General features: G+C 41.2%; 27 protein-coding genes and 1 riboswitch. Of the genes, 9 read left to right on the forward strand and 18 right to left on the reverse strand.

The annotated features are described in order from the left end of the window. Positions 1-62: 62 nt before the first annotated feature. Genes ACZ5OK_RS13065 through ACZ5OK_RS13075 form a run of 3 tightly spaced genes read left to right on the forward strand, consistent with a single transcriptional unit; the run spans position 63 to position 2,646 of the window. A complete protein-coding gene (locus ACZ5OK_RS13065) occupies positions 63-1,070 on the forward strand; it encodes an ABC transporter substrate-binding protein (RefSeq protein WP_343842715.1) in 1,008 nt (335 codons plus the stop codon). Between the two features lie 12 nt (positions 1,071-1,082). Further along, positions 1,083-1,847, forward strand: a complete 765-nt coding sequence (locus tag ACZ5OK_RS13070; protein WP_343842714.1) for an ABC transporter ATP-binding protein — start codon at positions 1,083-1,085, stop codon at positions 1,845-1,847. Further along, complete coding sequence (locus ACZ5OK_RS13075) at positions 1,840-2,646, forward strand: ABC transporter permease (RefSeq protein ID WP_343842712.1); 807 nt, start codon at positions 1,840-1,842, stop codon at positions 2,644-2,646. The genes ACZ5OK_RS13070 and ACZ5OK_RS13075 overlap by 8 nt, the downstream gene beginning before the upstream one ends. 82 nt (positions 2,647-2,728) lie before the next feature. Here ACZ5OK_RS13075 and ytkD read toward each other — a convergent pair whose 3' ends face one another. Beyond that, a complete protein-coding gene (gene ytkD / locus ACZ5OK_RS13080) occupies positions 2,729-3,211 on the reverse strand; it encodes an RNA deprotection pyrophosphohydrolase (RefSeq protein WP_044163339.1) in 483 nt (160 codons plus the stop codon). A gap of 102 nt (positions 3,212-3,313) precedes the next feature. Beyond that, entirely contained in the window at positions 3,314-3,859 is a 546-nt protein-coding gene (locus ACZ5OK_RS13085) for a hypothetical protein (protein WP_343842708.1), read from the reverse strand. 95 nt (positions 3,860-3,954) lie between these two features. Between ACZ5OK_RS13085 and ACZ5OK_RS13090 the strand changes: the two genes are divergently transcribed. After that, on the forward strand, positions 3,955-4,734 hold the full coding sequence (locus ACZ5OK_RS13090) for a DUF6612 family protein (protein WP_343842707.1): 780 nt from the start codon (positions 3,955-3,957) through the stop codon (positions 4,732-4,734). Positions 4,735-4,835: 101 nt separating this feature from the next. Here ACZ5OK_RS13090 and ACZ5OK_RS13095 read toward each other — a convergent pair whose 3' ends face one another. From ACZ5OK_RS13095 to ACZ5OK_RS13130, 8 genes are all read right to left on the reverse strand, one after another. Further along, complete coding sequence (locus ACZ5OK_RS13095) at positions 4,836-5,156, reverse strand: hydrolase (protein ID WP_343842705.1); 321 nt, start codon at positions 5,154-5,156, stop codon at positions 4,836-4,838. A 642-nt stretch (positions 5,157-5,798) separates the two neighbouring features. Then, a complete protein-coding gene (locus tag ACZ5OK_RS13100) occupies positions 5,799-6,617 on the reverse strand; it encodes an ABC transporter ATP-binding protein (RefSeq protein WP_343842703.1) in 819 nt (272 codons plus the stop codon). 186 nt (positions 6,618-6,803) lie between these two features. Next, complete coding sequence (menC, locus tag ACZ5OK_RS13105; RefSeq protein ID WP_343842700.1) at positions 6,804-7,901, reverse strand: o-succinylbenzoate synthase; 1,098 nt, start codon at positions 7,899-7,901, stop codon at positions 6,804-6,806. Then, a complete protein-coding gene (locus ACZ5OK_RS13110; RefSeq protein ID WP_343842698.1) occupies positions 7,888-9,387 on the reverse strand; it encodes an o-succinylbenzoate--CoA ligase in 1,500 nt (499 codons plus the stop codon). Before ACZ5OK_RS13110 ends, menC begins: the two co-directional genes overlap by 14 nt. 119 nt (positions 9,388-9,506) lie before the next feature. Continuing rightward, positions 9,507-10,325 (reverse strand): 1,4-dihydroxy-2-naphthoyl-CoA synthase, encoded by an 819-nt coding sequence (gene menB / locus ACZ5OK_RS13115; protein WP_343842696.1) that lies wholly within the window; start codon positions 10,323-10,325, stop codon positions 9,507-9,509. A gap of 29 nt (positions 10,326-10,354) precedes the next feature. Then, positions 10,355-11,155 (reverse strand): 2-succinyl-6-hydroxy-2,4-cyclohexadiene-1-carboxylate synthase, encoded by an 801-nt coding sequence (menH, locus tag ACZ5OK_RS13120; RefSeq protein WP_343842693.1) that lies wholly within the window; start codon positions 11,153-11,155, stop codon positions 10,355-10,357. Next, entirely contained in the window at positions 11,155-12,897 is a 1,743-nt protein-coding gene (menD, locus tag ACZ5OK_RS13125; RefSeq protein WP_343842691.1) for a 2-succinyl-5-enolpyruvyl-6-hydroxy-3-cyclohexene-1-carboxylic-acid synthase, read from the reverse strand. The genes menH and menD overlap by 1 nt, the downstream gene beginning before the upstream one ends. Further along, positions 12,894-14,300, reverse strand: coding sequence for an isochorismate synthase (locus ACZ5OK_RS13130; protein WP_343842688.1), 1,407 nt, complete (start codon positions 14,298-14,300; stop codon positions 12,894-12,896). Before ACZ5OK_RS13130 ends, menD begins: the two co-directional genes overlap by 4 nt. Before the next feature lie 279 nt (positions 14,301-14,579). Between ACZ5OK_RS13130 and ACZ5OK_RS13135 the strand changes: the two genes are divergently transcribed. Further along, complete coding sequence (locus ACZ5OK_RS13135) at positions 14,580-14,966, forward strand: hotdog fold thioesterase (RefSeq protein ID WP_343842753.1); 387 nt, start codon at positions 14,580-14,582, stop codon at positions 14,964-14,966. A gap of 161 nt (positions 14,967-15,127) precedes the next feature. Here the strand turns inward: ACZ5OK_RS13135 and ACZ5OK_RS13140 are convergent, their stop codons facing one another. Together ACZ5OK_RS13140 and ACZ5OK_RS13145 are read right to left on the reverse strand one after the other, a co-directional pair. Next, the gene (locus tag ACZ5OK_RS13140; protein WP_343842685.1) at positions 15,128-15,706 is read right to left on the reverse strand and encodes an ECF transporter S component; all 579 of its coding nucleotides are present in this window, start codon (positions 15,704-15,706) and stop codon (positions 15,128-15,130) included. A gap of 309 nt (positions 15,707-16,015) precedes the next feature. After that, positions 16,016-16,163, reverse strand: a riboswitch (FMN riboswitch). Between the two features lie 74 nt (positions 16,164-16,237). Further along, a complete protein-coding gene (locus ACZ5OK_RS13145; RefSeq protein WP_343842682.1) occupies positions 16,238-17,299 on the reverse strand; it encodes a M20/M25/M40 family metallo-hydrolase in 1,062 nt (353 codons plus the stop codon). Positions 17,300-17,424: 125 nt separating this feature from the next. On the opposite strand from ACZ5OK_RS13145, the gene ACZ5OK_RS13150 reads away from it, so the two are divergent. Continuing rightward, the gene (locus tag ACZ5OK_RS13150) at positions 17,425-18,426 is read left to right on the forward strand and encodes a potassium channel family protein (RefSeq protein WP_343842680.1); all 1,002 of its coding nucleotides are present in this window, start codon (positions 17,425-17,427) and stop codon (positions 18,424-18,426) included. Here the strand turns inward: ACZ5OK_RS13150 and ACZ5OK_RS13155 are convergent. The 4 genes from ACZ5OK_RS13155 to yugI form a co-directional block, all read right to left on the reverse strand. Next, positions 18,415-18,819: a YugN-like family protein gene (locus ACZ5OK_RS13155; RefSeq protein WP_343842677.1), complete on the reverse strand. Its 405-nt coding sequence runs from the start codon at positions 18,817-18,819 to the stop codon at positions 18,415-18,417. The two genes, ACZ5OK_RS13150 and ACZ5OK_RS13155, sit on opposite strands and share 12 nt — an antisense overlap. Before the next feature lie 688 nt (positions 18,820-19,507). Next, the gene (locus ACZ5OK_RS13160; RefSeq protein WP_343842674.1) at positions 19,508-20,857 is read right to left on the reverse strand and encodes a glucose-6-phosphate isomerase; all 1,350 of its coding nucleotides are present in this window, start codon (positions 20,855-20,857) and stop codon (positions 19,508-19,510) included. A gap of 69 nt (positions 20,858-20,926) precedes the next feature. Next, the gene (locus ACZ5OK_RS13165; protein ID WP_343842671.1) at positions 20,927-22,090 is read right to left on the reverse strand and encodes an iron-containing alcohol dehydrogenase; all 1,164 of its coding nucleotides are present in this window, start codon (positions 22,088-22,090) and stop codon (positions 20,927-20,929) included. A 94-nt stretch (positions 22,091-22,184) separates the two neighbouring features. Then, the gene (gene yugI / locus ACZ5OK_RS13170; RefSeq protein ID WP_044163313.1) at positions 22,185-22,580 is read right to left on the reverse strand and encodes a S1 domain-containing post-transcriptional regulator GSP13; all 396 of its coding nucleotides are present in this window, start codon (positions 22,578-22,580) and stop codon (positions 22,185-22,187) included. A gap of 344 nt (positions 22,581-22,924) precedes the next feature. Here yugI and ACZ5OK_RS13175 point away from each other — a divergent pair, with 344 nt between their 5' ends. Beyond that, positions 22,925-24,097 carry a MalY/PatB family protein gene (locus ACZ5OK_RS13175; RefSeq protein ID WP_343842666.1) on the forward strand — a complete coding sequence of 391 codons (1,173 nt, stop codon included), beginning with the start codon at positions 22,925-22,927 and terminating at the stop codon, positions 24,095-24,097. Between the two features lie 56 nt (positions 24,098-24,153). On the opposite strand, the gene ACZ5OK_RS13180 is transcribed toward ACZ5OK_RS13175, so the two are convergent. Beyond that, positions 24,154-24,738 carry a superoxide dismutase family protein gene (locus ACZ5OK_RS13180; protein ID WP_343842750.1) on the reverse strand — a complete coding sequence of 195 codons (585 nt, stop codon included), beginning with the start codon at positions 24,736-24,738 and terminating at the stop codon, positions 24,154-24,156. A gap of 118 nt (positions 24,739-24,856) precedes the next feature. Continuing rightward, positions 24,857-25,048 carry a hypothetical protein gene (locus ACZ5OK_RS13185; RefSeq protein WP_343842663.1) on the reverse strand — a complete coding sequence of 64 codons (192 nt, stop codon included), beginning with the start codon at positions 25,046-25,048 and terminating at the stop codon, positions 24,857-24,859. Between the two features lie 145 nt (positions 25,049-25,193). On the opposite strand from ACZ5OK_RS13185, the gene deoD reads away from it, so the two are divergent. Together deoD and ACZ5OK_RS13195 are read left to right on the forward strand one after the other, a co-directional pair. Then, the gene (gene deoD / locus ACZ5OK_RS13190; protein ID WP_343842660.1) at positions 25,194-25,901 is read left to right on the forward strand and encodes a purine-nucleoside phosphorylase; all 708 of its coding nucleotides are present in this window, start codon (positions 25,194-25,196) and stop codon (positions 25,899-25,901) included. 367 nt (positions 25,902-26,268) lie between these two features. Next, positions 26,269-26,643, forward strand: a complete 375-nt coding sequence (locus ACZ5OK_RS13195; protein ID WP_343842657.1) for a YuzC family spore coat inner layer protein — start codon at positions 26,269-26,271, stop codon at positions 26,641-26,643. The last annotated feature ends 5 nt before the right edge of the window (positions 26,644-26,648 follow it).

The following is a 26,648-nucleotide window of genomic DNA, read 5'->3' on the forward strand; positions in this document are numbered from 1 at the left end:
AATATAGGCATTCGCATAGGATACATCTAGATTTACTTAACAAACAAGGAGGATTTAAATACATGAGAGGTCTACGGGGTTTTGTAACGGTCGTATGCAGCCTTTTATTAGCAGCTGTTCTTGGAGCTTGTTCTTCCGATAACAGCCAGGATGAAAAATCATCCATTAAACTGGCTGAAGTCACAAGAAGTATTTTCTATGCACCGCAATATGTTGCCCTTGAAAATGGATTTTTTGAGGAGGAAGGCCTGAGTGTAGATTTAACCACTACCTGGGGTGGCGACAAAACAATGACTTCCCTGGTTTCCGGCAGTTCGGATATCGCATTGGTAGGCTCTGAAACCTCTATATATGTTCATTCTCAAGGTGCGAATGATCCAGTCATAAATTTTGCTCAATTGACTCAAAAGGATGGAACCTTTTTAGTATCCAAAAAAGCACACGATAATTTTTCCTGGGATGATTTGAGAGACAGTAACTTCCTCGGTCAGCGTAAAGGTGGAATGCCGCAGATGGTAGGTGAATTTGTTTTGAAACAAAACGGAATTGATCCTCACCAGGACTTGAACCTATCCCAGAATGTCGATTTCGGCAACATTCCCGGGGCATTTCAAAGCGGCGACTATGAGTACGTTCAGCTATTTGAACCTACCGCAAGTAAATTTGAAAAGCAGGGAGTCGGTCACGTGCTTGCTTCCTTTGGTGAAGCATCCGGGAAGGTTCCGTATACCGTATTCATGGCAAAGCAATCTTTTTTGAACGATAATCCGGAAACAGCTGAGAAATTTACAAGAGCCATTTTCAAAGCACAAAAATGGGTGGAAAACCATAGTAGTGAAGAAGTGGCAGAAGTCATTCAGCCTTACTTTGAGGATACTGATTCAGACATTATTGCTGATTCTGTGGAAAGATACAAAGATTCAGGAGCCTATGCCTTAAACCCGGTACTCGATAGAGAGGAATGGAATAATCTGAAGGATATCATGGATGAAGCAGGCGAACTTCCTGAGGATATCAAGCATGATACTCTTGTAAACACCGAAATCGCCGAAAAAATTATGAATGAGTAGAGGTGAAGATCATTGGCATATCTGACGGTAGAAGAAATCTCTCACTTATATTTTACAGAAAAGGATTATACAAAAGCTATTGAGGAAATCTCGCTGGATGTTAATAAAGGAAGCTTTGTATCAATTATCGGCCCGAGCGGCTGCGGAAAAACAACCCTGCTTTCCATCATAGCAGGGTTAATTAAGCCGTCAAAAGGAAGAATTCTACTGGAAAATGAGCCAATTGATCACCAGAATTCATCAATCGGCTATATGCTGCAGCAGGATTATTTATTTCCCTGGAAAAACATTATGGAAAATGTACTGATTGGCCCGCATATTCAAAAAAATATTACAGAGGAAATCAAACAAAAAGCAGCAAATTTGCTGGAGGAAATTGGCATTGGGCAAACGAAAGATGCCTATCCAGGCCAATTATCAGGTGGTATGAGACAGCGCGTAGCCCTGGCACGAACTTTGATTACAGATCCGAAGCTGTTGTTGCTGGATGAACCCTTTTCAGCTCTTGATTATCAGACGAAGCTTAAACTGGAAAACCTGGTACTGGAAATCCTGAAAAAATATGAAATGACCTCAGTACTTGTAACCCATGATATCGGAGAAGCTATCGCAATGAGTGAGCGTATTGTATTACTGAATTCAAATCCAGGTCGCATTGCACAGATATTTGATGTACCAAAAGAGATTGTAGAAACAACTCCTTTTGATTCCAGACAAAGCCCAGTATACTCCGATTTTTTCCAAACTGTATGGAAGGAGCTGGAGAGTCTTGAGTAATACAGATGATCAACGTCTATACGAAGAATACCGGCAAAAAAAGAAGAAGGAAAAACGTTTTGTGCTATCATGGCAGGGAATCATCTTCATTGTGTTTTTCATTCTGTGGGAGACAGCCAGCAGACTTCATTGGATTGACCCGCTCATCTTCAGTTCACCTTCCAAAGTAGGGCGTTTATTTATTGAAAAGATCAATGACGGATCCCTGCTAAGCCATTTGCAAATTACCGGACTGGAAACGATTGCAGGCTTTATTCTAGGCACCCTGCTTGGGATTATTATGGCGACCATTCTGTGGTGGTCTTCCACCCTGTCAAAAATCCTGGATCCCTATTTAGTGGTTCTTAATGCCATGCCTAAAGTGGCTTTAGGACCTATCCTTATCGTAGCACTGGGTCCTGGTTACACATCCATCATTTCCATGGGGATTCTTGTATCTGTTATCATTACCACTATTCATGTTTATTCGGCTTTTCGTGAAGTGGATCAAAACTATATTAAAGTGCTGCAAAGCTTCCAGGCTACCCGAGCACAAATCTTTAAAGAAGCCATTTTACCGTCCTCCTTCCCAACGATGATTTCCACATTAAAAGTCAATGTCGGTTTATCTTGGGTCGGGGTTATTGTGGGAGAATTTTTAGTATCTGAAAGAGGATTAGGTTATATGATTGTCTACGGCTTCCAGGTATTCGATTTTAACCTTGTCCTGTTAAGTCTTATTGTTATTGCCATTTTTGCCGCAGTAATGTACAAAATCGTGGAAGCCATTGAAAACAAACTTATTAACCATAAATCATAAAGTTAATGCGTGATAAACGAGACCGGAAGTGAAATAAAAAGAGGCTGTTCCTTAAGGTAAGATCAAATCGCAGAGCGAATGTTTACCTTAAGGAATTGGCCTCCATTTTTTTAATCACTTTTAAGCTTTGGGGTAATACAGCATCCTTCATCATAAAACTGAACAGGGAGCTTTCCTGAATATCTTCGGGAAGCGTATCTAAAAGTACAGGACCATCCGTTTCAAAATAAGTGGGCTGCTTTATCAGCTGATCGACCTCAGCGTAATAAACGTTTTTGATAACCTCCCCACCTTTTCCGTCCACAAAATACTGGCCGATATACTTAAGATTCGATATAATACCTCCTGTTTCTTCATAAACTTCTCGTTCAGCAGCGTCTTCAGCCTTTTCTCCTTCTTCCACTTTGCCACCCGGAAATTCCAACCCGCGGTCTTTATGTTTAGTCAGAAGCCATTGGTGTTTATATTTTGTAATGACCCATACATGCTTGGGCTGTTTAGAAAATGGATTTTTTGTAAAAGAAAGCTTAACATTATTTTGATAATAATCCTTGAACGTTATCATATATTATTCACTACCTTTATTAAGCGGGACTTATGAGGAGGGAGTAGCGCATGATGTTCCCTCCTGCACTTTATCAAAGAGCCCTGAGTCTCTTATAACATGTCAGGGGTAATATACATTATGAATAACCCAGCCTTTTTGCTCTTTATATTTGAACTCTATCCTTATCTTATAATTCCCATATAATTCGCTGCTATTAGACTGAACAATGGTGGCTTGTCCATTTTCTGTCTGTATATCATATGAGTTATCCGGGATAAACCAGGGTGGAGTTTCTGTTGGGATGATATATAATTGTTGATTCCGTTCTTTATAATATAAATCTACATACTTTTTTGCAAGCGATAAGCTGGCGATACTTTTAAGTTCCTGCACTAATTGATCCTTTGTATTGTATGAAAGAACCCTGTTTTCCTGATTCGTTTCCTGAACCAGGATATCCATAAATTTTTCTGTTAATCCTTTAATCTGTTCATGTGTTAAGTCATCAGCCTCCTTTATCTCTTCATGCATGGATGATGCATGACTCTCTTCTACTGGAATATTTTTCGTTTGAATTTCTTGTAAAATATTGTCATGGTGAGATAAGCTAATAAATGGAACAAAACTTACGATAAGTAATAGTGATTTTGTACCTAATAAGTCCAAGAAGAATACCTCCCATAAGTTATATACCTTGATTTCATATATATAAACTTTTGTCCAAATCTTTCATGATATTTTTATTTTAAGGAGGAAAATTTGTGAAAAGAATATTTATTCTGACGCTGCTTCTTGTTCCATTGTTTATAACAGGATGTGGAACAGCTGAGATACCGGAAGATGTCTTTCAGCAGGCATTAAAGGAAAGTGAAAATATACAAAGCTTCCAGGTAGATATGGAAATGGAGCAGAAGATCAAAATGTCTGACATGAATCAGTCGCTGCCAATGAGCATGACAAGCAAAACAAAGGTTCAAGTTGATCCGGAAGCCATGTATCAGGAAATGGATATGATGGGTCAGAAAGTAAAAGTATATTATGTAAATGATGAATTTTATTTAAAACCATCCGATGAGGAAAACTGGATGAAGGCTCCGCAAGAGGTAGTCGACCAAATCAATCAGTTAACACAGTCACAACACTCCCCAAATGAACAGCTTTCTCAGTTGGAGGAGTTTGTCGATGAATTAAATATGGAGGAAAAGAAGAACAATTACGTATTTTCCATTACAGCTTCAGGAGATAAAATGAAAAGCTATGTCCTGGAACAGCTTAGGCAAAATGAACTGCCAGATCAACAATTTACCGAAAAACAACTGCAAAATATTACTATTCATGACGTAGAAATATCCTTAGAAGTTGACAAGGAAACATACTATCCTCAAACCTATTCCATGTCAATGAAAACCAATAGCAAACAGAATGGAAAGACAACAAAAACAGATACGGCCATCGATGCTACCTACAGCCAATTTAATCAAATAGGTGATATTAAACTACCGGAAAACGTAAAAAATAATGCAAAGGAATTAAAGCCGTAAGAACAGGCGGAAGCGTAATTTCAGTAAAATAAAACAGCCCTTGTCAGTAATACTGGCAAGGGTTTTACTCTACTTATCATATGGTACTTCAGGTTTCATCTCTAATCATCCGGATTTTCCAGAACACCCATTGAAGCAATATGTTCCCTGGTCTGATCGTCACCTAAACGATAAAGCACTTGCAGAACATTAATGAGTCCATCATCAAAATCGTCATTCACTTCATCATTGTGGTATTCCCTGATTGGGACATGGGCACGCCAGAATGCACCTCGATCCGCGTCGTACATTTCATCAAATAACTCCCGAAGTTCAATGACTTCTTCCGGAGTTGCATATATGACAAAGTCCTCATTATTGAAGGCTTTTAAACGTGAAATTTCCTGAGTTCCCAGGCTTACATAATACTTTTCCTTGTCCATAACTATCCCTCCTATTTATACCTTTTACAATGGCGGGATAATTATGAATCGTTTTTTGCGTGGAATCTTTAAATTTAAATGAGCGCACTTAACCACCGCTGCGGGAATATACTTCGCTTTCACCCAAGGGCACAAGTGCGACATCTATTCAAACTCCCAAAGGTCGTTTTCATAGTGTCTTCTTTGCCGTGGGCGGCTGGTGAGCCTCCTCGCGCTATCGCGCTTGTCCAGTTACGGCTCCCAGGCCCAAGCAGTCATAAGCAGAATCCACTACGTGACAGGAAGCGTGTCACTCCATGGATTCTGCTTATGCTGTCGGGCCTAAACGGTCGCCTTCACTTTTCATTACGGGGTCTCACCTAGGCCTTCCTCCACGACGAACAGGACGTTCTAGTGTCGGTGTTGGCACAGGACGTGCCGCTTTTAACCGACCAGGAGTCTACGTATATTCCCTCCGCTAAGGTAGTGGGTAGTTCAATGACTTCCTAATAGTGGGGATATAAATGATATACGGATTTTCTCGTGCAATGTAAATTCACAGAGGCTTTCTTGTTGTCCAGAATAGAGAGACTTGATGAAATCTCACGTAAAAAAGCCCAAGTACACTAGACCTGGGCTATGCTTAATATCATTATTTATAAGTTACCTTGCTTTTTGCATCTCCTGCTTAATCAAACATCTTCCTTTACCGTGAGGGATGCACATTGGTGTACCGAATAAAGGATCATAGGTTACGTCGCAGGCCATACGGAAAACGTTCTGGACAAAGTCAATCGTTACAATATCTTCAGGTTTCCCCTGCTCCCATACTTTTTTATCCTTTAGGGCAACAATATGATCTGCGTATCGGCAGGCAAGATTAATATCATGAAGAACCATCACAATGGTACGGTTATCGGTTTCATTTAATTCAAATAGGAGATCCAGAATTTCTATTTGATGGGTCATATCCAGGTATGTTGTCGGTTCGTCGAGAAAAATAACATCTGTATCCTGGGCCAATGTCATGGCAATCCATGCCCTCTGTCTTTGACCACCGGATAAGGAATCAACCAGACGGTCCTTTAAATCCAGCATATTGGTGGATTCCAGAGCTTTTTCAACAGCTTCATCATCATCCTTACTCCACTTCTTCATCAGACCCTGATAGGGATAACGTCCTAATTTTACAAGCTGTTGAACAGTTAATCCTTCAGGTGTCGAAGGGCTCTGTGGAAGGATGGCCATTTCTTTGGCTACTTCCTTTGTACGCAAACTGGCAATATCCGTACCGTCCAATATAACCTCACCATTTTTAGGCTGCATTAAACGGGCCAATGAGCGCAGCAACGTAGATTTTCCGCATCCATTGCTTCCGATAAAAACAGTCATTTTTCCCTTTGGAATCGTAATATCCAAATCATCTATAATAATTTCGTCACCATATCCAAGTGTTAATTGATTGGCTGCAAGTGATTCCATTGAAACCTCTCCTTTGAAGTGAGAGAATAAAAATTGTAAAGTCCGTTAGTATTCAGCGTAAGTAGCCGGACTTTTTTTATGTTCGAACAAATTCTTCACAACTCATGTATATGAAAACTCTTCTTACTTTATACTTTAATTGAAAATGATTATCGTTTCAAGAGTTTTCTATCAATAATCACCTTCTTAAAGGGTCAATGTTCGAGTTGTCAAAAAATCTACATATTCACGGTCAATTTTAACACCTGTGCCATAGCCCTCAGGAACCTGAACTTCACCTTCTGTTACTTCAATTTTCTCAGTAATAATATCCCTTTCATAGTAACGATCAGAGGCTGAAATATCTCCTGGTATAGTAAACTGAGGCAAGGATGCCAGGGCAATATTATGAGCCCTGCCAACACCTGTTTCCAGCATACCCCCGCACCATAACGGAATATGATGGTCCGCACAAAGGTTATGAATGCTGAGAGCCTCTGTAAGTCCTCCTACTCTTCCCGGTTTGACATTGATGATTTCCGTACTTTTGAGCTGTATAGCCTGCCAGGCATCATGATAGCTTTCAATACTTTCATCAAGACAGATAGGTGTTTGCATTCGCTGCTGAAGCTGTTTGTGCAAAACGAAATCACCGGGCGGAAAGGGCTGTTCAATCATCAGCAGACCTAAATCATCAAGGGAAACTAAATGGTCGATATCCTTTTCGCCATACATGCCATTTCCATCAAACATTAGCGGTAAATTTGGATTGATTGACAGAACCTGATCCAGCAGATGACGTTCCTTTCCTTTTTCCACTTTAAGCTTATATCGTTTATAACCTGCCGCTTCATACTCTGCCAGTCTTTCCTTTAAGTCCTCACCCAGACTGATAACAACCCCGGCATCTATTTTATCTCTGACTCCTCCTATGCATTTAGCCAGACTCATCTTTTGCTGTCTGGCAAACAGATCCCATATAGCCGCTTCTGCACCTGCTTTTGCCATTTGATTTCCTTTAAAAGCCTTCAGCCGGTGCGCAATATCTGCAGGGTGCTCTATAGGCGCACTTAGGATCATGGGAATCAGTAAATCCGTTAATAACATCCAGGCAGTGTCAATGGTTTCGGCTGTATAAAATGGTGTGGCAAACGGAACACATTCTCCCCATCCGCTTGTCCCATATTCATCAACAGCTTCAATTAAAATAACCTCCCTTTCCTTGACAGCCCCAGCATGTGTAGTAAAGGGCTGTTTCAGAGGCATGGATATCTGATTAAGCTGTATATATTTAAGATTCATCATGGTTATGGATTCCTTTCGTCCACTCCAAAAGGGTTGATCTGAGCAATTTCTTAGATGCATTGCGAGGTAAAGTGTCCACAAAATAAATTTCTTTTGGGACTTTGTAGGAAGCAAGCTTTGTCCCGGCATACTCCATGATTCGGTCCTTATCCATCTTCTGGTTCTCTCTTCCCACAACAAAGGCTACTGGAACCTGTCCCCATTTATCATCTTCAGTCCCTACTACGCCAGCATCCTGAACCTCGTTTATTTCTTTTAATACAGATTCCACTTCAGCCGGGTACACATTTTCCCCGCCGGATATGATTAAATCCTTGCGACGATCCACTACATAGAGGTAGCCATCCTCATCAAGATATCCCAGGTCCCCTGTCTTCAGCCAATTCTGATCAAAAGACTTCCGGTTAGCCTCCTCACGTTTATAATACCCCTTTGTAACCATCGGACCTTTTACCATAATTTCTCCTGTTTCATGAGGTCGATTGCTCCCTTCATCTTCCTGTTGGATCCGAAGCTGTGCCGGGAACAGGGGTTTACCAGCAGAACCAAGTTTTCTCAGGGCATCTTGTGAGCTTAACGTAACAATTTGAGAAGCTGTTTCCGTCATCCCATAGCTCTGAAATACGGGTATATCTTTTGACTTGCATTTTTCCAGTAATGGCTTGGGAGCAGGTCCCCCTCCTAGTAAAAAACAGCGTAATGTATCCGGAATGGACCGATGACCTAATTGATCCACCATTTGTTCGAGCATAATGGTAACAACAGATGCAATGGTTACCCCTTCCTCTGTAATCTCACGGAAAGCCTCCTCCAGATTGAAGCTTTCATGTAAGTGAACAGGCATTCCATAGAGAAGACTTCTTACAAGAATCGAGAGGCCACTGACATGGAAGAGCGGAAGCATCGCGAGCCAGCGGTCATTTTCATAAAGCCCTAAATTTAACGCGGATGAAGCGGCACTCCAATAGTGATTTCCGTACGTAAGCTGAACACCTTTTGGAAAACCGGTTGTGCCTGATGTATAAATAATGGTAAACGTGTCCTCCAGATTCATTTCCTCGGGGATGGCGAAGGACTTGGACTGCTGCTGTTTGATTGTTTGAATGCTGTACATCTGATCAGGGTGTTTCTTTTGAATTTCTGTTCCCTTCTCTTCTAAATCATCCTGGTATAGGAAAAAGCTGCTTTCGGAATCTTCGTATTGATATAATAACTCATTTGCTGTTAAGCGCGTATTCAGTAACACTACGGTCGCCTGCAAATAGGTAATGGCATGGATGATTGTTACCATTTCATAGCTGTTTTTGGATAACAGAGCTACATGGTCATTTTGGGAAATGCCTATTTGATTTAATTTTCCGGCCATCTCAAGGGAATCCTGTCGCAGCTTTGAAAAGGGGATTTTCGTCCGGTCTTTTAATTGAATGGCTGTTTTTTCCGGCGTTAAATCGTAGCGCTTTTCCAGCCAGTGCGGAATATATGTCACTCGTTTGCATCCTTTCTTTGTTTCTGCTTAATTTCATTTTCGGGTTTAAACTTATTCACTTACAAAAACCCTTATCGCTGGATACGACAAGGGTTCTGTAAAATAAGGGAACGAAACCATTAAGGGAAACGCGGGAATTGCTTGAAGTCCGGTTTTCTTTTTTCTTTAAAGGCGTCTCGTCCTTCTTTTGCTTCATCGGTTGTATAGTAAAGAAGGGTGGCATCTCCGCCCATTTGCTGTAATCCGGCTAAACCATCAGTATCCGCATTAAAGGATGCTTTCAGGAAACGAAGAGCGGTTGAAGATTTCTCAAGCATTTCTTCACACCACTGAATCGTTTCAGCCTCCAATTGATCAAGAGGAACAACTGTGTTTACTAAGCCCATTTCATACGCTTCTTCAGCGGAATATTGACGGCACAGATACCAAATTTCGCGGGCACGCTTATGACCTACCATACGGGCAAGAAGACCTGCACCATATCCTGCATCGAAGCTTCCTACCTTTGGCCCTGTTTGTCCAAATACAGCATTATCCGCGGCAATAGTTAAATCACAGACTACATGCAGTACGTGACCGCCGCCGATAGCATAGCCGCTGACCATCGCTACAACCGGCTTAGGAATGACACGAATCAGGCGTTGTAAATCCAATACGTTCAGACGTGGAATCTGGTCATCTCCTACATAGCCTCCGTGACCGCGTACTTTCTGGTCACCGCCAGCACAAAATGCTTCATCCCCGGCACCTGCTAAAATAATCACACCTACGTCAGAGTTGTCACGAGCCCTGGAAAAGGCATCAATAAGCTCATTTACAGTCAGAGGGGTAAATGCATTAAGAACCTCTGGACGATTAATGGTAATTTTAGCAATACCATTATACGTTTCATACATAATTTCTTCATATTCGCGTTCTTTAACCCATTCAACTGCCATATAAAAATCCTCCTTCTAATCCTTAAAACTTATTTATGTAAGATGAAATCACTTACTATTTTACCAAAAATTCGGGGTCTTTCCACATGAATTGTATGGCCGGCATCCTTAATGATCTGATGCTGTGCATTGGGGAGCCTTTCCTGCATCTCATGATTAATGGAAGTGAATTTCGCATCAAGAGCGCCTGTCAATAATAACGTTTGTGCATGAACTTCACGTAGTTCCTTCCACCACGAGGGCTGTGTACCTGTCCCCATATAACGAAGCGAGGCTGCCAGTCCCTTTGGTTCATGACTGAGACGTTCCTGTTTCAGCTGATTTTGAACCCGCTTAGGAAGGGATTTCTGGGTTTCAAATAAAGGAATGGCCGACCAGTAATCCACAAACGAAGCCAGCCCTTCTGTTTCCACTTTTTTGGCCAGCTGTTCATCCCTATTTTGACGCTTCTCCTGCTCTTCCTGCGTCTTTAATCCTGGTGAGGCACTTTCCAGAATCAGGGTATTTATATTTTCCGGATAAAAACGGGCAAAAGATAGAGCCGTCCTTCCTCCCATCGAATAACCAAGCAAATGGACCTTCTTCAGACCAAGTTTTTTCAATACCTGATCTAAATCATCACAAACGCTTTCCATGGAAAATGGTTCTTGAACAATGGTTTTCCCATGCCCTGGAAGATCAAGGTTAATGACCTGAAAATTTTTTGACCATTGCGAAATAAAGGAAGCCCAGGTTTTCGTTGAACCTGTAAACCCGTGGAAAAGAACGAGGGGTTCCCCTGTTCCTTCCTCTTCTACCCAATATTTTTTTCCATCAACGTTCATATACATCAGTTTTCACCTGAAATTTCCAGGGCATACGCTTCGATTTCATTCCATTGCTTACGGTGCCACTCCGCATTTTCCTCTCGGTTGGTCTGAACCTCTAGAACCTTTAATCCTCCATTATTATAGGCCTGATTTAAAGAAGACTTTAAATGTTCCAGAGAGGTTATTCTTTCATAATGACCTCCATACATGGTCACCGCGTGCTGAAAGTCCAAGTCGAGAGGTGTACCGAATAAGACCTCAAAATGGTCCGATGATTCCTTCGCTTGTGGGAGGAAGGAAAATATTCCCCCGCCATTATTATTAATAACAATCACGGTTAAATCAATTCCATATTGTTTGACCGCATGTAAGCCATTTAAGTCATGGAAAAAGGTTAAGTCCCCCAGTAATAATGTAACCTTTCTCCCATGTGCCGCAGCTCCAGCAGCAGAGGAAATCGTTCCATCAATTCCATTTGCTCCCCGGTTGCCCGCAATGACACAATCCCGGTCAATAGCGGTAAAGAATGTATCCACATCCCTGATAGGCATACTATTTCCGACAAACAGAAGATGCTGATCCTTTATCACCTGATTAAGAATGGACACAGCATGACCTTCCGTTAATTCTTCCCCTTCTGCCCATTTCCGTCTTACCATCTGATTCAGTTTTTTCCATTTATCTGTCCAATCGGGATCCATTTCCATACCAGCACTGTAATCAGCGCTCTGTATGCAGAATTGGGCAGGGTCACTGTATATGTAATGTGTGTTTGTAAGGGTTGGTTCCCGATAGCCCTCATATGCCTCAACCACAATGTGAAGGATGTCCGGATTTTCCTCCATAAAGAAACGATAAGGCTTGGAAACAGGCATAGCACCAAAGCGTATAATGAAGTCAGGCTTTAGCGAACTGCGAACCTTGGAGCTTTTTAAAATAGAATCGTAGCTTTCAATCACGAGCTCTTTGGAATGAGGTCCTGTTCTGATCTGGGAAAGGGGATCCGCTAAAATCGGGATATTCCAGGTCTTAGCGAGCCTGGCAATACTCTCACGCAGCCCTGTATCCATTTGCGGACCACAGACTAATAACCCCTGCTTTCTGTCGGCAAGCTGGGTGAGTACTCGATCAAGCTGACGTTCATCCAATGTACGTATACCCGAAACATGGGGAAAATAAACATCTTTTGTCGGACTTTCCCAAATATCCGGAAGATGAAAATCAGGGACGAGAGGTTCGCGTAATGGAAAATTCAACTGTACCGGTCCGGGATTACCTTCATATGCTGTTGCTGCAGCACGGGAAGCCATACTTCGTGCATAATTCAGCATCGATTCATGCTTTTCCGGTAAGGCCATTTCATGAAACCATTTGACGTAATCCCCATACATTTTGATTTGGTCAATTGCTTGAGGAGCTCCCACGTCCCTAAGCTCATGCGGACGATCAGCTGTCAAAACAACCAGCGGAACCCTGCTGTAATAGGCCTCAATAATAGCCGGATAGTAATTAGCGGTAGCCGTTCCGGAAGTACAGACTAATGCGACCGGACGATTTTGTTCTTTTGCCATGCCTAAAGCAAAAAACGCTGCCGACCGTTCATCAAGATTGACCCAGTGTTTGATTGATGAATGCTCAGCGAACGTTAGCGCCAGAGGAGTGGAACGTGAGCCCGGAGAAATGACAACGTCTGTAATCCCACTTCTCGCAAGCTCATCTACGAATTGTGCAATATAATAGGTTAGTTTTTCCTGGTGGCTCATTGTAATCCTCCTAGCGCCATTAGCATAGGTGAAAATTTTATCTGGGTTTCCTGGAATTCTTTTTCCGGATCTGAATCCTTAACAATACCACAGCCCGCAAATAAAGAAGCTTCATTTTTTTGGATTAAACCAGACCGGATGGCTACAGCGAATTCACCATTATCCATCGCATCCATCCATCCAATAGGAGCTGAATACCAGCCTCTGTCCGCCTTCTCCTCTTCTTTTATAAATGATAGGGCTTCTTCACGGGGTACCCCTCCCATAGCCGGTGTAGGATGGAGACTTCTGACTACCTCTAATAAAGAATGTCCTTCCCGTAACTTCCCCTTTACTGGTGTATATAAGTGCTGCAGATTTCGAAGTTTGTACAGTACAGGAGATTCCGGCACTTCTACATTGTCACTGCAGGCTTCTATAGCTTGCTTAATCATATCAACCACAAAAGCATGCTCCATCCGATTTTTCTCATCATAAAGCAGTTCGTTTCCTAACACCTCATCCTCTTGGGGTGTTTCACCTCTCGGGGAGGTACCGGCGAGACAGGTGGAAAGGAGTTCTCCATTTTCCACCTTCACCAATCTTTCGGGAGTTGCTCCAATAAAACAGTCCTCTCCGCTTTCCAATGCAAAAATATAGCTTTGCTTTTGCTGCTCCAGCAGGTTTTCCAGCACCCTGGAAACAGGGATCGTCTGAGTAAAGGATACCCGCAATTCCCGAGCCAGGACTACCTTATTCATCTGTTTATTTTCAATACGTTCTGTTGCAGATCTCACCGTTTCTTTCCATTCCTCAGCACTTTTCGCCTGCTGATTTACACATTCAGGATCCTTAGAACCTTGTTGTGGATGCTGCTTCATTGTCTCTATCATCTGAGTAAATGACGCCCTGCAATTTTCTATATCCACTTGTCCATCGAACCGGATATGACAGGTTAGATAGGCGTCACTGTCATCTATCGTAATAATATACTCAGGTAACGTCATCTGACTGCTCGGATAATTTTCCCAAAGCTCACTGGATTCTTCAGGATCAAAGGAAAAACCACCCATGATGACGGGTCCTGTGCCAGGCTGGTTATATGGGTTATCGATGTAAACGGATTTCAGCAAGTCATTCCACTCAGAGTGGACATGTTCAAAACGGTCTCCGTTAGTTTTATTCTCTTTAAACTGATAGGCCGACCCTAAACCGATAAGGACCATTCCGTCTTCAGGACTTGTCCAGAAAAATCTCGATCCTTTGAAAGACTGTGTATATTGAAAAACAGCAATCGGGTTGATCTCCTCAACACCTGCTATTTTCTCTGTATAGCTAAACAGCTGTGGTGTATCCTTGTGAGCCTGATAATCAAGTGCTTCACTTATAGACTCGGTAAACCGTTGCTGTCGGGTTTCGATCATTTTCACTACCTCCAAAACAAAAGGGACTTCTTACACACACTTTTATTATTTTAACACGGAACTTAAAATCCAATCTTATTTTAATCCCTTTTTCACTGTATCTCAAGCAGTTCCCCTTACAACAGGATTGTGGAACGCTTCAATTGTTGACTGTTAAATTTTTACGGATGTTTCTTTGTAAAGAGTAGCACTTCCCATTCACGCATGGTAAACTAAATTTACGGTCAGTTAATGCGTAATAAAAAATTGCTCCGGGAGGGAAGAAACCATATGGATATGATGCAGACTTCCAATACAATGCTTGAAGCCTTAGATATCGAGATGGTTGAAATGAATCCAAATCGAGTGGTTTTATCCATGCCTGTAGGTCCCAAAACCCATCAGCCTTTTGGTTATCTGCATGGCGGTGCCAGTGTTGCGTTGGCTGAAACCGCTGCCAGCATTGGCGGTGCTTTAAATATTGACATCGAAACGCAAAACGTATTTGGAATTGAAATCAATGCCAATCATCTAAGAAGTAAGCGTTCAGGAATGGTGACAGGTACGGCTGAGCCAATACATATCGGAAGCCGGACCATGGTATGGGAAATTAAAGTTGAGGATGAGAATAACCAATTAATTTCCATATCCAGATGTACACTTGGTGTTGTCTCCAAACGTGACTAGAGCCTACAAAGGACGGAAGCGGCCGTTGATCCAGCTCCGGCTCCACTTCTTTTCTTTGTCCAGTTGCGGCAAGTTTATGAAAAAAGGAGTTATCTCTGAAAGGGAGACAACTCCTTTTTTTGTTGTATAGAAATTTTAAACGGAGGCTTCCACATTAGTTCTTACCTGGCCAGATTCATTTGCTTTTCCTCTATCCATGGCTTGATTTTTACAAATAAAGGAATCAGCAGCAAGGCAACAACTGCTCCCTTAATGGCATTAAACGGTAAAATCCCCACTAATACTGTGGATAATTTCACTGTATCACTCATCGTTTCCCAGCCCATGAACCATGAATAGGCAGGCAGAATGAGAAAATAATTTAAGACCGACATCCCAATAGCCATAATTACTGTACTTGTAACGATACCTGAAATAACACTTTTTACTGACTTATATTTGTGATACAAGATGGAAACCGGTAATACGAACATTGCACCGGCAATAAAATTTGAAACAACGCCTACCGGATCTCCTGCTCCTGAATAAAGAAAATAAATGACATTTTTCATTGCTTCAACAATTACACCGGCTACAGGTGAAAATATAAAGGCTGCTATAATTGCCGGCACATCACTAAAGTCAATTTTCAGGTACCCTGGTAAAAACGGCAAGGGAAAATTGAGCAGCATTAATACCATGGCAATAGTTGATAAGATAGCTAAAATAATAAGCTTTAATAAATTTGATGATTGTTGCATCGATCCTTCTCCTCCCTCACTTTACCATTCAAATCTCAAAAGTGAAGGGAAGCGACCCCCAAAACCTGCCAAAACATAATAAACCCTAAAGCTATAAGGGGCTTTAGGGTTTGCAAGCAGCGGGTAATAAAGTCCGGAGACATATGATGAACGTACTTCCACATAATCGTTTGTCCGTTATTTGCACAAAACTGGACAATTCAGCAATGGCCTGTATTAAAGGTTCTGAACCATATATAGAAGCCGTCAATGAGTACCAAAGCAAGCTTTTACATCCTGCCTTATCGTCTCCGCTTTTCCTATATCGCTTCACATCTTCTCCCATCCAGACTTTACTGTCGGTCCCAGATTCACACTGGCTCAGCCGCTCGGTTATTACCTCACGGGTCACGGACTTAGAACTTCAGTGAAGCTCATCACCGTCGGTCGGGAATTTCACCCTGCCCCGAAGATTGAATGGCTATTCATTTTTTTATTTATCTATATTATAGCGTACTTATCCTCATATGCATAGTGTTTTGCTTAAAGTTTTTAATGTTCGTCCTCCAATGGATTCAACGATTCATTCCCCTTTAATCCTTCAATCATATGAACGATTAAATCAATCTCTTCCTCCATATCCTTCATGCTGGCAGTTTCAACAGGTGAGTGCATATACCGAAGCGGCAGGGAAACCAGGCTTATAGGGACACCTGCACCTGTATAACGCATCTTATCTGCATCGGTACCTGTGTTTCTTGGTGTCAGCTCATATTGAACAGCCATATTTAAATTTTGAGCTGAATGCTGCAGCAGTTTGTTTATTTTACGATTAATAGGAGCCCCTTTCGCGAGTACAGGTCCTTTGTCCAATTGGATATCCCCATGTTTTGTCGTATTTACACCTGGGTAATCTGTAGCAAAGGTGACGTCACAGGCAATGGCCATCGTCGGCTTAATACCAGCTGCAGCAAAATAAGCTCCTCCCATATTGGTTTCTTCATTTACAGTGCTAGCCGCGTAAACCCCTACCTGAATGTCCTTTTCAGATAATTTTCGTAGCACTTCAGCAACCATAAAGGCACCTGTCCGATTATCGAGTCCTCTGCCTGTAATATATCGATCCATCAGTACTTCTGGTTCCCGTTTATAAATGGCCAGATCACCAATTTGTACAGATTTTGCGATTTCATCCTTGGATTTCGCACCGCAATCAATGTACAAATCTTCAAATTCAAGCTTTTCTTTCACGCCACCATGATGCTCGGCATTAGCCCCAATCACACCTGTTAACGTCTGGTTTTCTCCGAGAATATGTACCTTCATCCCAACTGCAATCTTAGGACTTATACCACCCATCTTGCTTATACGAAGAAAGCCATTATCCTCAATTCTTGTAATTACAAACCCAATTTCATCAGAATGACCGGCCAGCAAAACTTTGAACTTTGCGTCCGGGTTTAATACACCAATCACATTTCCGGCATGGTCAGTTTTAATTTCATCTGCATACGGTCTGATGTAGTTCATCCATTTTTTCTGAATTTCCATTTCCATACTGGATGGAGATGGGGTTTTTAATAAATCCATTAAAAAAGATTGATTTTCAAGCATAGGTTTCACTCCTTCATGTATGTATTGAAATGCTTTTAGTCAAACTAGTGCATATGAGAAAAAATAGCACATCTGGCCAAAAAAGTATATCAAACTTAACAGATCGTTGAAAGGTGCGGGGAAGAATGCTTCAAATGTTGTTTCGCTGGTATTTTCAGATTCCTATATATTTACGGCTTTTGTTAACGGTCATTTTCTTCATGTTTTTATTTGGCAGTGTCATGCATTTTGTGGAACCTGTTAATTTTCCCAGCCTTTTTGACGGGCTTTGGTGGGCCTTTGTTACGGGTTCAACGGTAGGATATGGAGATTTTGTACCCAATAGCATTCTGGGAAAGGTTATTGGTATTTTGATGATTCTTGCAGGAGGAGGAATTGTTACATACTACATGGTGACGGTAGCTTCAGGGGCCGTGGAACGTGAAAAAGAGATGGAAAAAGGCAATGTCGCTTATAAAGGAAAAAATCATGTCGTTCTCATTGGCTGGAATGAAAGGTCAAGGCAACTATTAAATATGATTAATGATTTTAAACCAACGGAAGAGGTTGTGCTGGTTGATAATTCCCTGAGCAAAAGCCCTAAACATCATTACCATTTCCATTTTATTCACGGGGACGCCTCTTTGGATGATACGTTAAAAAAAGCAAATATATCTGAAGCAAGACACGTGATTATTACTTCTGATCAATCAAGACCTGAAAAACAAGCCGATCAATTGGCCATATTGTCAACGGTTGCCGTCAGAGGAGTAAACCCCGAGGTACCGATTAGTACGGAAATTTTAACGAAAAACCAAATTCCTAATGCTGAGAGAGCAGGTGCGGATACGGTTATTCGGTCAAATGATTTTATGAGTACGCTTTTTTTCCATGAGGTTTACCGTGAACAGCCAGTCAAACCGTTTGACATTATGCTGGAGCAATTGGCCAGCCAGCAATATAATCAGCATGAACTGCCAGACGAGCAGATAGGACGGACATTTCTGGAATGCTCGAATGATTATGTAAAAAAAGATGAATTATTATTGGGAATCATCCGGAAAGGGGATGTACTGATTAATCCGCCCTTCCAGATGGATTTGGAAAAAGGAGATAAGCTGATTGTTCTCGTTTCCTTAAGAGAGTAATGCCTGTTCCACTGTTTTTATAAGCTCATCACCCTTGCTCTGAATATCCTCAGGTACTTCAGTATCAGGATCAACAGGGGATTGGAACTGGTTCACAATGGCTGTCATATTTCCAATCACAGCATCCTCATCCGTACCCGAAGCATACTGGTGTCCTAACAAAAAGGGTCTGCCTACTCTTACCTGGACACCCGGCTCATCCAATTGACCAATTTCTGCATTAAAGGGAATACGCAAAAAATAATAGGTACCCTCACTTTGCAGTTGATTATCAAAATAACCATGATCGTATTCCCAGTTACTGCCTATTGTAAAGTTAAGGGGTTTTAATTTATTTTCCAATTCATTTAACGAAAATACCTGATTTTCAATAGCTGAATCTAATTGAAGCATAACAACTCACCTTTTCTATAGGAATGTTAGGCATAGTATAACCGTTCCTTCTTGTTCCCATGAATATATGAGTTGCCATATTATGACTGGACCTGCTATTGGGGGTGGGGGCTGGATTCTGGAGTGCTCTGACGGATAAATCCGTATTACTGATTGATTAATCCATAAAACTGACGGATTGATCCATGATTTTGATTGATTAATGGAGGTTAATAACCGATAGGATTCCATTATACTGATTCATGTTGCATTTCAACTGATGTCATTGGAAAATCGGTGGATAAAGGCTTAATTTCGTGGATACCCTTCTACAGGTGACTGATATCAGCTCAAAATCAACTGATGGATTATTTTAAAATTGATCTTTGACTGATAAATGCAACTAGTTGACGCGATTAAAGTGTAAATCGGTCGATACCAAGGAGAAATCGACCGATAGAACTCGTAATTTGACGGATAAAAAATTCCGGCCACTATCAATCAGAGCCGAAATATGAAAAACCGCCATTCCATAAATATGAAATGGCGGTTTTTTAGATCCTGAACAGTCGTCTCCGCTTTTCTTTGTCCAGCTGCGGCTCCTAGGCCCAAGCAGTCATAAGCATAACCCCCTACGTGGCCAAAACCATGCCACTCCGGGGGTTATGCTTATGCTGTCGGGCCTAAACAGTCGCCTCCGCTTTTCTTCTTACTTAAATCGTTTTTCGAGTTTTTCTTTTTCCTCTTCAAAGCCTGGTTTGCCGAGGAGGGCGAACATGTTCTTTTTGTAGGCTTCTACGCCTGGCTGGTCGAATGGGTTTACGCCCATCAAGTATCCGCTGATGGCACAGGATTTTTCAAAGAAGTAAACAAGATAGCCGAATGTATAAGCATCCAGTTTCGGTACTTCCAGAATTAAGTTTGGAACCTGACCGTCTGTATGGGCGAGCAATGTACCCTGAAATGCCTTTTTATTGACATCATCAAAGGTTTTTCCTGCCAGGTAGTTTAATCCATCAAGGTTCTGGTCATCTTCCGGCATGTCAATGTCTGTACGTGGCTCATTTACCTGTAAGACCGTTTCGAACATTTGCTTACGTCCATCCTGGATGAACTGTCCCAGGGAATGGAGGTCTGTTGAGAAGTTGACGGATGATGGATAAATACCCTTATGATCCTTCCCTTCACTTTCTCCATAGAGCTGCTTCCACCATTCGGAAAAGTATTGAAGAGCCGGCTCATAGTTAACTAACAGCTCAATGGACTTTCCTTTGCGATACAGAATATTTCGAATGGCTGCATACTGATAAGCAGGGTTTTCAGACAGATCTTCATGGTTAAGATCTTTCGAGGCCTGTTCCGCCCCTTGCATCATACTGGAAATGTCCACGCCTGTTACAGCAATAGGCAGTAAACCAACAGCTGTCAGTACAGAATAACGGCCTCCGACATCATCCGGAATAACAAAGGTTTCATAGCCTTCATCGGTTGCCAGTTTCTTCAGGGCACCTTTTTCTTTATCTGTAGTGGCAAAAATACGTTTTTTCGCTTCTTCTTCCCCGTATTTATCAATTAAGAACTTACGGAATACACGAAACGCCATCGCAGGTTCCGTTGTAGTTCCACTTTTGGAAATAACATTCACCGAAACATCTTTACCTTCTAATACATCAAACAATTCCTTTACATAAGGACCACTAATGTTATTACCGGCAAAAATCACCTGTGGATATTTGCGCTGTTCACTGGATAGCATGTTATAAAAGGAATGGTTTAAAGCTTCAATAGCAGCTTTAGCCCCAAGATAGGAGCCCCCAATTCCAATCACAAGTAAAACATCGGAGTCCTGCTGAATCTTTTTAGCCGCCTGTTCAATTCTTGCAAATTCCTCTTTATCATAGTTCGTTGGAAGATCAAGCCATCCTAAAAAGTCATTCCCGGCACCCGTCTGGTTATGTAAAGTATGGTGAGCTGTTTTTACAGCATCTTTCATATAGTCAATCTCATGCTCCTGGACATAATCTGTTGCATAATTGTAGCGAAACTTAACATGTGTCATAGCTATTACTCCTTTGCTGTGTTGGTTCACTCTTATTATATCGCGAATAAACAAGGACAAACCGCAAAATTATAACGATTTGCGTAAAATCTCTAAAACGTCATCCTTTTCAAGCTTATGGAAGTTTCCGAATGCGCCGTTAAATATTGCGTGTTCAGCAATTTGATCAAATTTGGATTCATCAATATCATAATCTGCAAGACGATTAGGTGCACCCAGTGAATCCCAGAATTTACGGAGCTCATTGATACCTTCCAAGGCAATCTGCTCGTCCGATTTCTCTGCCGGATCCACATGAAAGACACGAACGGCTAATTGTTTAAAACGTTCTGTATTCACTTCAACATTATGCTTCATCCAATTTGGGAACAGGATGGCCAATCCACCTGCATGAGGAATATCATACACGGCTGATACGGCATGCTCAATATTATGAGTTGCCCAATCCCCTTTGTAACCCATTTGAAGCATGCCATTTAGTGCTATCGTACCTGCATACAGAATGGTCTCCCTATGATCATAGGATTCTAAGTCCTCCAGCAGTTTAGGTGCAGTTTCAATGATGGACTGAAGCACCCCTTCACACATTCTGTCCTGAACCGGTGAATAGGTTGGCTGATGGAAATATTGTTCAAAAATGTGAGTCATCATATCGACAATCCCGTAAACCGTCTGATTCTCAGGCACGGTGTATGTATTCTCCGGATCAAGTATGGAAAACTGCGGGAATAACAATGGACTACCCCAGCCATACTTTTCATTCGTTTCCCAGTTGGTAATCACAGCTCCGGCGTTCATCTCAGAACCTGTTGCCGCCAATGTCAGCACGGTTCCAAATGGTACAGCATCCTCAGGTCTGGCCTTTTTCGTAACGAAATCCCAAGGGTCTCCGTCGTATTTAGCTGCAGCGGAAATGGTTTTGGTACAATCAATCACACTGCCGCCTCCTACTGCAAGGATAAAATCAACATTCTCCCGTTTACAAATTTCAGCACCTTTTTTTACTGTTGCTAATCGGGGATTAGGTTCAACACCAGCTAACTCATGAATATTAAGATTCAGAGATGTCAGCTCTTCTACTACCTTGTCGTAAACTCCATTTTTCTTTATGCTTCCCCCACCGTATACGATCAATATATTTTTTGAGTGAGCAGGGATGAAGGTTTTCAAATTTTCCATTTGTCCTTTGCCGAATACAAGCTTTGTCGGATTATAAAAAGTGAAGTTTTCCATTGTATAAGCTCCTTTCTTAAAAAAAGCATCGATACTGATTGAGAATCAGTCGATGCCGTTTTTTTATCATGTACGAAATAGTACGTCTTAGTTCTTAATGACGATAGGTTTCCTCACGTTCTTTTGATTGCTGAATCCAGTCCTCCAGCTTGTCCTTAAGTGTGTTAAAGCCAACTGCCGCGTTTGTATCAGGCTGTTCTTTAGTACGTGCTGGTTTTTGTTCCTGGACCGGCTGTTTTTTAGGAGGCTCTTCTGTAGCACGAATTGAAAGAGAATACTTCCCCTCCTCTTCATTAATATTGAGAACCTTAACTTGGACGACATCCCCAATTTTTAAATGTTCATGAATATCTTTTACATACCCATGAGTAACCTCAGAAATATGAACAAGCCCCTGTGTTTGATCATTTAGTGCTACAAAGGCACCATAAGGCTGAATTCCTGTCACCTTACCTTCTATGACCTGACCAACTTCTATTTTCTCTTCCATCACAAAACAACTCCCGACTATTTTTTCTCGATTCTTTACGCAATATATGATTTTATCATAAACTGAGGTGGCAGGCAAAAGGACTTGCAGCCTGAATTTTATTTGGTACAGAGTATAATTTAGTTCGATTCACCCACAAAAAATTTAAAAAATCATGTTTAAGAATTGTATAATGCGGTTATATTATATAACGTAAGACTTTCTCGTATTCCCCCTGTGTAGCAAAGCGTTTTAGGCGCTTTGCTTTTTTTTGCTTTGCCTGACTTCTGTATGAATCATTTCTCTTTTTGTTCCTTATTCGTTATGATAATAATATCATATTGTAGTTAGGAGAGGTGATTAAAGTGGAAAAGTTTCAGCAGAAATGGGATCGTAAAGGAACCAGATCGGTGAAATGGGATTTAACGAAAACCTTCTTTAAAGATAAAGATGTACTGCCTATGTGGGTTGCTGATATGGACTTTCCTTCCGTCGATGCCGTTCAGGAGGCTATCACCGAGCGCGCTAAGCATAATATCTACGGCTACAGTGTGACTGACCAGCCTTTAAAGGACGCAATCCATGGGTGGGTGAACAAGCAGCATCACTGGGAAATCAATACAGACTGGCTTCTTTTCAGTCCAGGAGTCGTCACTTCTTTACATATGGTGGTTCAGGCTTTAACAAATGAAGAAGATCATGTTTTAATTCAGACTCCTGTTTATCCACCATTTTATGATGCCGTGAAAAAGCATAATCGTCATGTTGTAAAAAACAGTCTACAGTTAAAAGAAGGAAAGTACGAGATTGATTTTGATGATTTTGAACAGCAGATCATTGATCATCAGGTAACCATGTTTATTCTGTGCAGTCCTCATAACCCTTTGGGACGTGTCTGGACGAAGGAGGAGCTTACGACAATGGCTGACATTTGTTTAAAACATAACGTAACCATTGTTTCAGATGAAATACATGGGGATTTAACCTATAAAGAATATACTCATGTACCCATTGCCTCCCTATCAGAAAAATTCAGTCAGAATGCTGTTACCTGTATGGCACCTTCAAAAACCTTCAATTTAGCGGGGCTGCAGGGGTCCTATTTAATTGTCCCTAATAAAGATAAACGCCAAAAGATCAAGGACCAGTTTTCCAGCCAGGGTCTTGGTATGCTGAATACATTCGCGATTGTCGCAATGGAAGCTGCTTATTTACATGGCGAGGAATGGCTTGACAAGCTGCTTGAGGTATTACATGAAAACAAAGAATATGTACAAAAAGCTTTTCATGACAATACAAATCTCATAAACGTTTTAGATTCAGAGGGTACATATTTGCTATGGCTCGACTGTCGCAGCATGAATTTAAGCTCCAGTGAATTAAAACAGTTTTTCCAATCCAAAGCAAAGGTCGGATTAAACGACGGACTTTCTTTTGGGCATGAAGGTGATGGTTTTATGCGAATGAATATTGCCTGTCCTAAAGAAACCGTGGTAGAAGGTGTAAATCGTATTTTAGCAGCTTTAAAAGATATGTAATTAAATCCACAAAAAATGCTTGGGTAACCCAAGCATTTTTTACTTCCCATTCTTATTTATTCTTCTTTCTGCGGCCCATCATCAGCAGGGTTTGATGGCGTCTCTGATTCATTGCTTTCTCCTAACGTAATTTTTCCGCACGCCATACGCTTCCCAGAATTTCCTGCCGGCTGGGTAATTCCATCGTCCTGCTCTTCGGTAATAATCAAAGACGTCCCTTCGCCTTTTAATAACGATTTCTTTCCATCTTTTAATGTAGCTTCCTGCACAGTGACTTCAACATCGGACAGCTTTCCGTCCGGATCCGCTTCAATATTTGGCATATCTCCCAGATGCGGACCTTCCGGATGCATTAATCCGTGCAGCTTGGAATCAGGATTCAGATGGTTTCCCGCAGACTTAAAATCAGGGCCATCACATTTTGGGAATTCGTGAACATGAATTCCGTGCAACCCAGGTTTAAGACCAGATAAATTAAGCGTAATTTTAACTCCATTTGGATCCTCCGCTAAAGTGGCTTTGCCAAGGGAATCACCATCTGGATTGTACATGTCAATTTCAATAGGAGAACGGCTTTCATCCTGACAAGCAGTTAAAGCCATCAAAATCAAGAACATGAACAAGGTACGTACATATTTCACAACGAACAACTACCTTTCTCATCGTTAGGTTACAAGGGTAGTTTTACCAAAGAGCTGTTAAATTAAACCGGACAAAGAAAAACACCTCAACTCCAGTTTTTGAGTTGAGGTGAGTCATTTATTCATCCTGCTTATTCTGGCGGTTAATGTCCATTTTTTCACCATATTGTTCATCAAACTTTGCTTCTTCTCTCTTGGAAATTTTAATAAACATCCGTGTCACAATAACGGCAATAACACAGAAAAACAGAACAACAATGATTCCGGGGAAGTATTCCATTTTATCTTCAGGGAAATATAAAAATTCCATTCTGCAGTCACAACCTTTTTCAGTACCTATTTAAATGTATTATAACAAAAAACGAAAAAGAGCAAAATTGATTGACCCTTCCTTATTTGTGTTTCGAATGGGTATGTGATAATTTTAACTTAGATTAATCAGGAGGTAGATATTCATGAGTGTACATATTGGCGCAAAAAAAGGTGAAATAGCAGATAAAATCCTGTTACCCGGCGATCCGCTGCGGGCTAAATACATAGCTGAAACCTATCTTAAAAATCCGGTCTGCTACAATGAGGTTCGTGGTATGTATGGATTTACAGGAACTTACAAAGGTGAAAAAGTGTCTGTTCAGGGGACAGGAATGGGTGTCCCTTCCATATCGATTTATGTAAACGAGCTGATTCAGGAGTATGATGTTCAGAAGCTCATCCGTGTTGGATCCTGTGGTGCTTTACAGAAGGATGTAAATGTGCGCGATGTTATTTTAGCATCCACATCAACAACTGACTCCCAAATGAATCGAGTGACTTTTGGGAACATCGATTTTGCTCCTTCTGCAAATTTTCATTTACTTAAAAATGCATATGATGTAAGTACAAATAAAGATATCGCACCAAAAGTAGGTAACGTATTTACCAGTGACAGCTTTTATCGTGACAACGCACAGGAACTAAATCAGTTGTTAGCTAAATATAATGTGCTGGCTGTTGAAATGGAGACTACAGCACTGTATACACTTGCTGCTAAATTCAATCGGGAAGCCCTGTCCATCCTGACAGTGAGTGACCACATTATTACCGGTGAAGAAACGACAGCAGAAGAAAGACAAACCACCTTCAACGACATGATGGAAATCGCCTTGGACACGATTATTAAGTAGAAAAGCGAAGGCGACAGGTTGGGCCGAAAATTCAGTTAATCAATCACAATTCCCCTATCACGGCATGATCACCGTGATAGTTTTTTTTTTAATTAAATTATAAAAAGAGCTAATAATCGATTCAATGAATTTATTGGTCGATTTGCTTATGTATTCGTTCCGTGTCGTGCAAATATCCGTCAGGCAGCAAAATGTATCAATTAATTTCAAGCCTATATCGGCCAATAGTATAGAGGTTTCGGTCTTCAATAAACCTTTGCTATATTCCGGTTTATTAAGCAATAACCATGGAGCATTTTTTATAAATCCACTTTTTTACACACCCGCCTTCCTTCATCATATAGTGATGATAAAGGAGGCTGATACAATGCATTATTTGTTACCCCCTTACTTTTATATCCCTAGCTTTTTTCATACAGATCACAAGCCAAAAGTCTTCAGACAGAATCCCTATCCGGACATTGACACCACAAATTTCACAGAATCAGCTCAGGCATTTCAGGTTCTCATGCAGGATGCTGAAATCATTATTGAGGAATTTGCCCATTCAAAGGAATTTGCCTTTAAAGTTATGGATGCTGCGCAAAAATCAGAGCATGAAAAAGTTAAAAATCTCATTAACAGTCTGGATATTTCCCATCCGGCTGAAGTGGATTTTAATCCCGATAATATTCGGATTACCTTAATTGCACAAACAAAGGATATGGACTGCTGCAGGCTGGTTATGGAATTACACTGGTAAATGAC

The sequence above is a fragment of the Salinibacillus aidingensis genome (genome assembly GCF_055393355.1).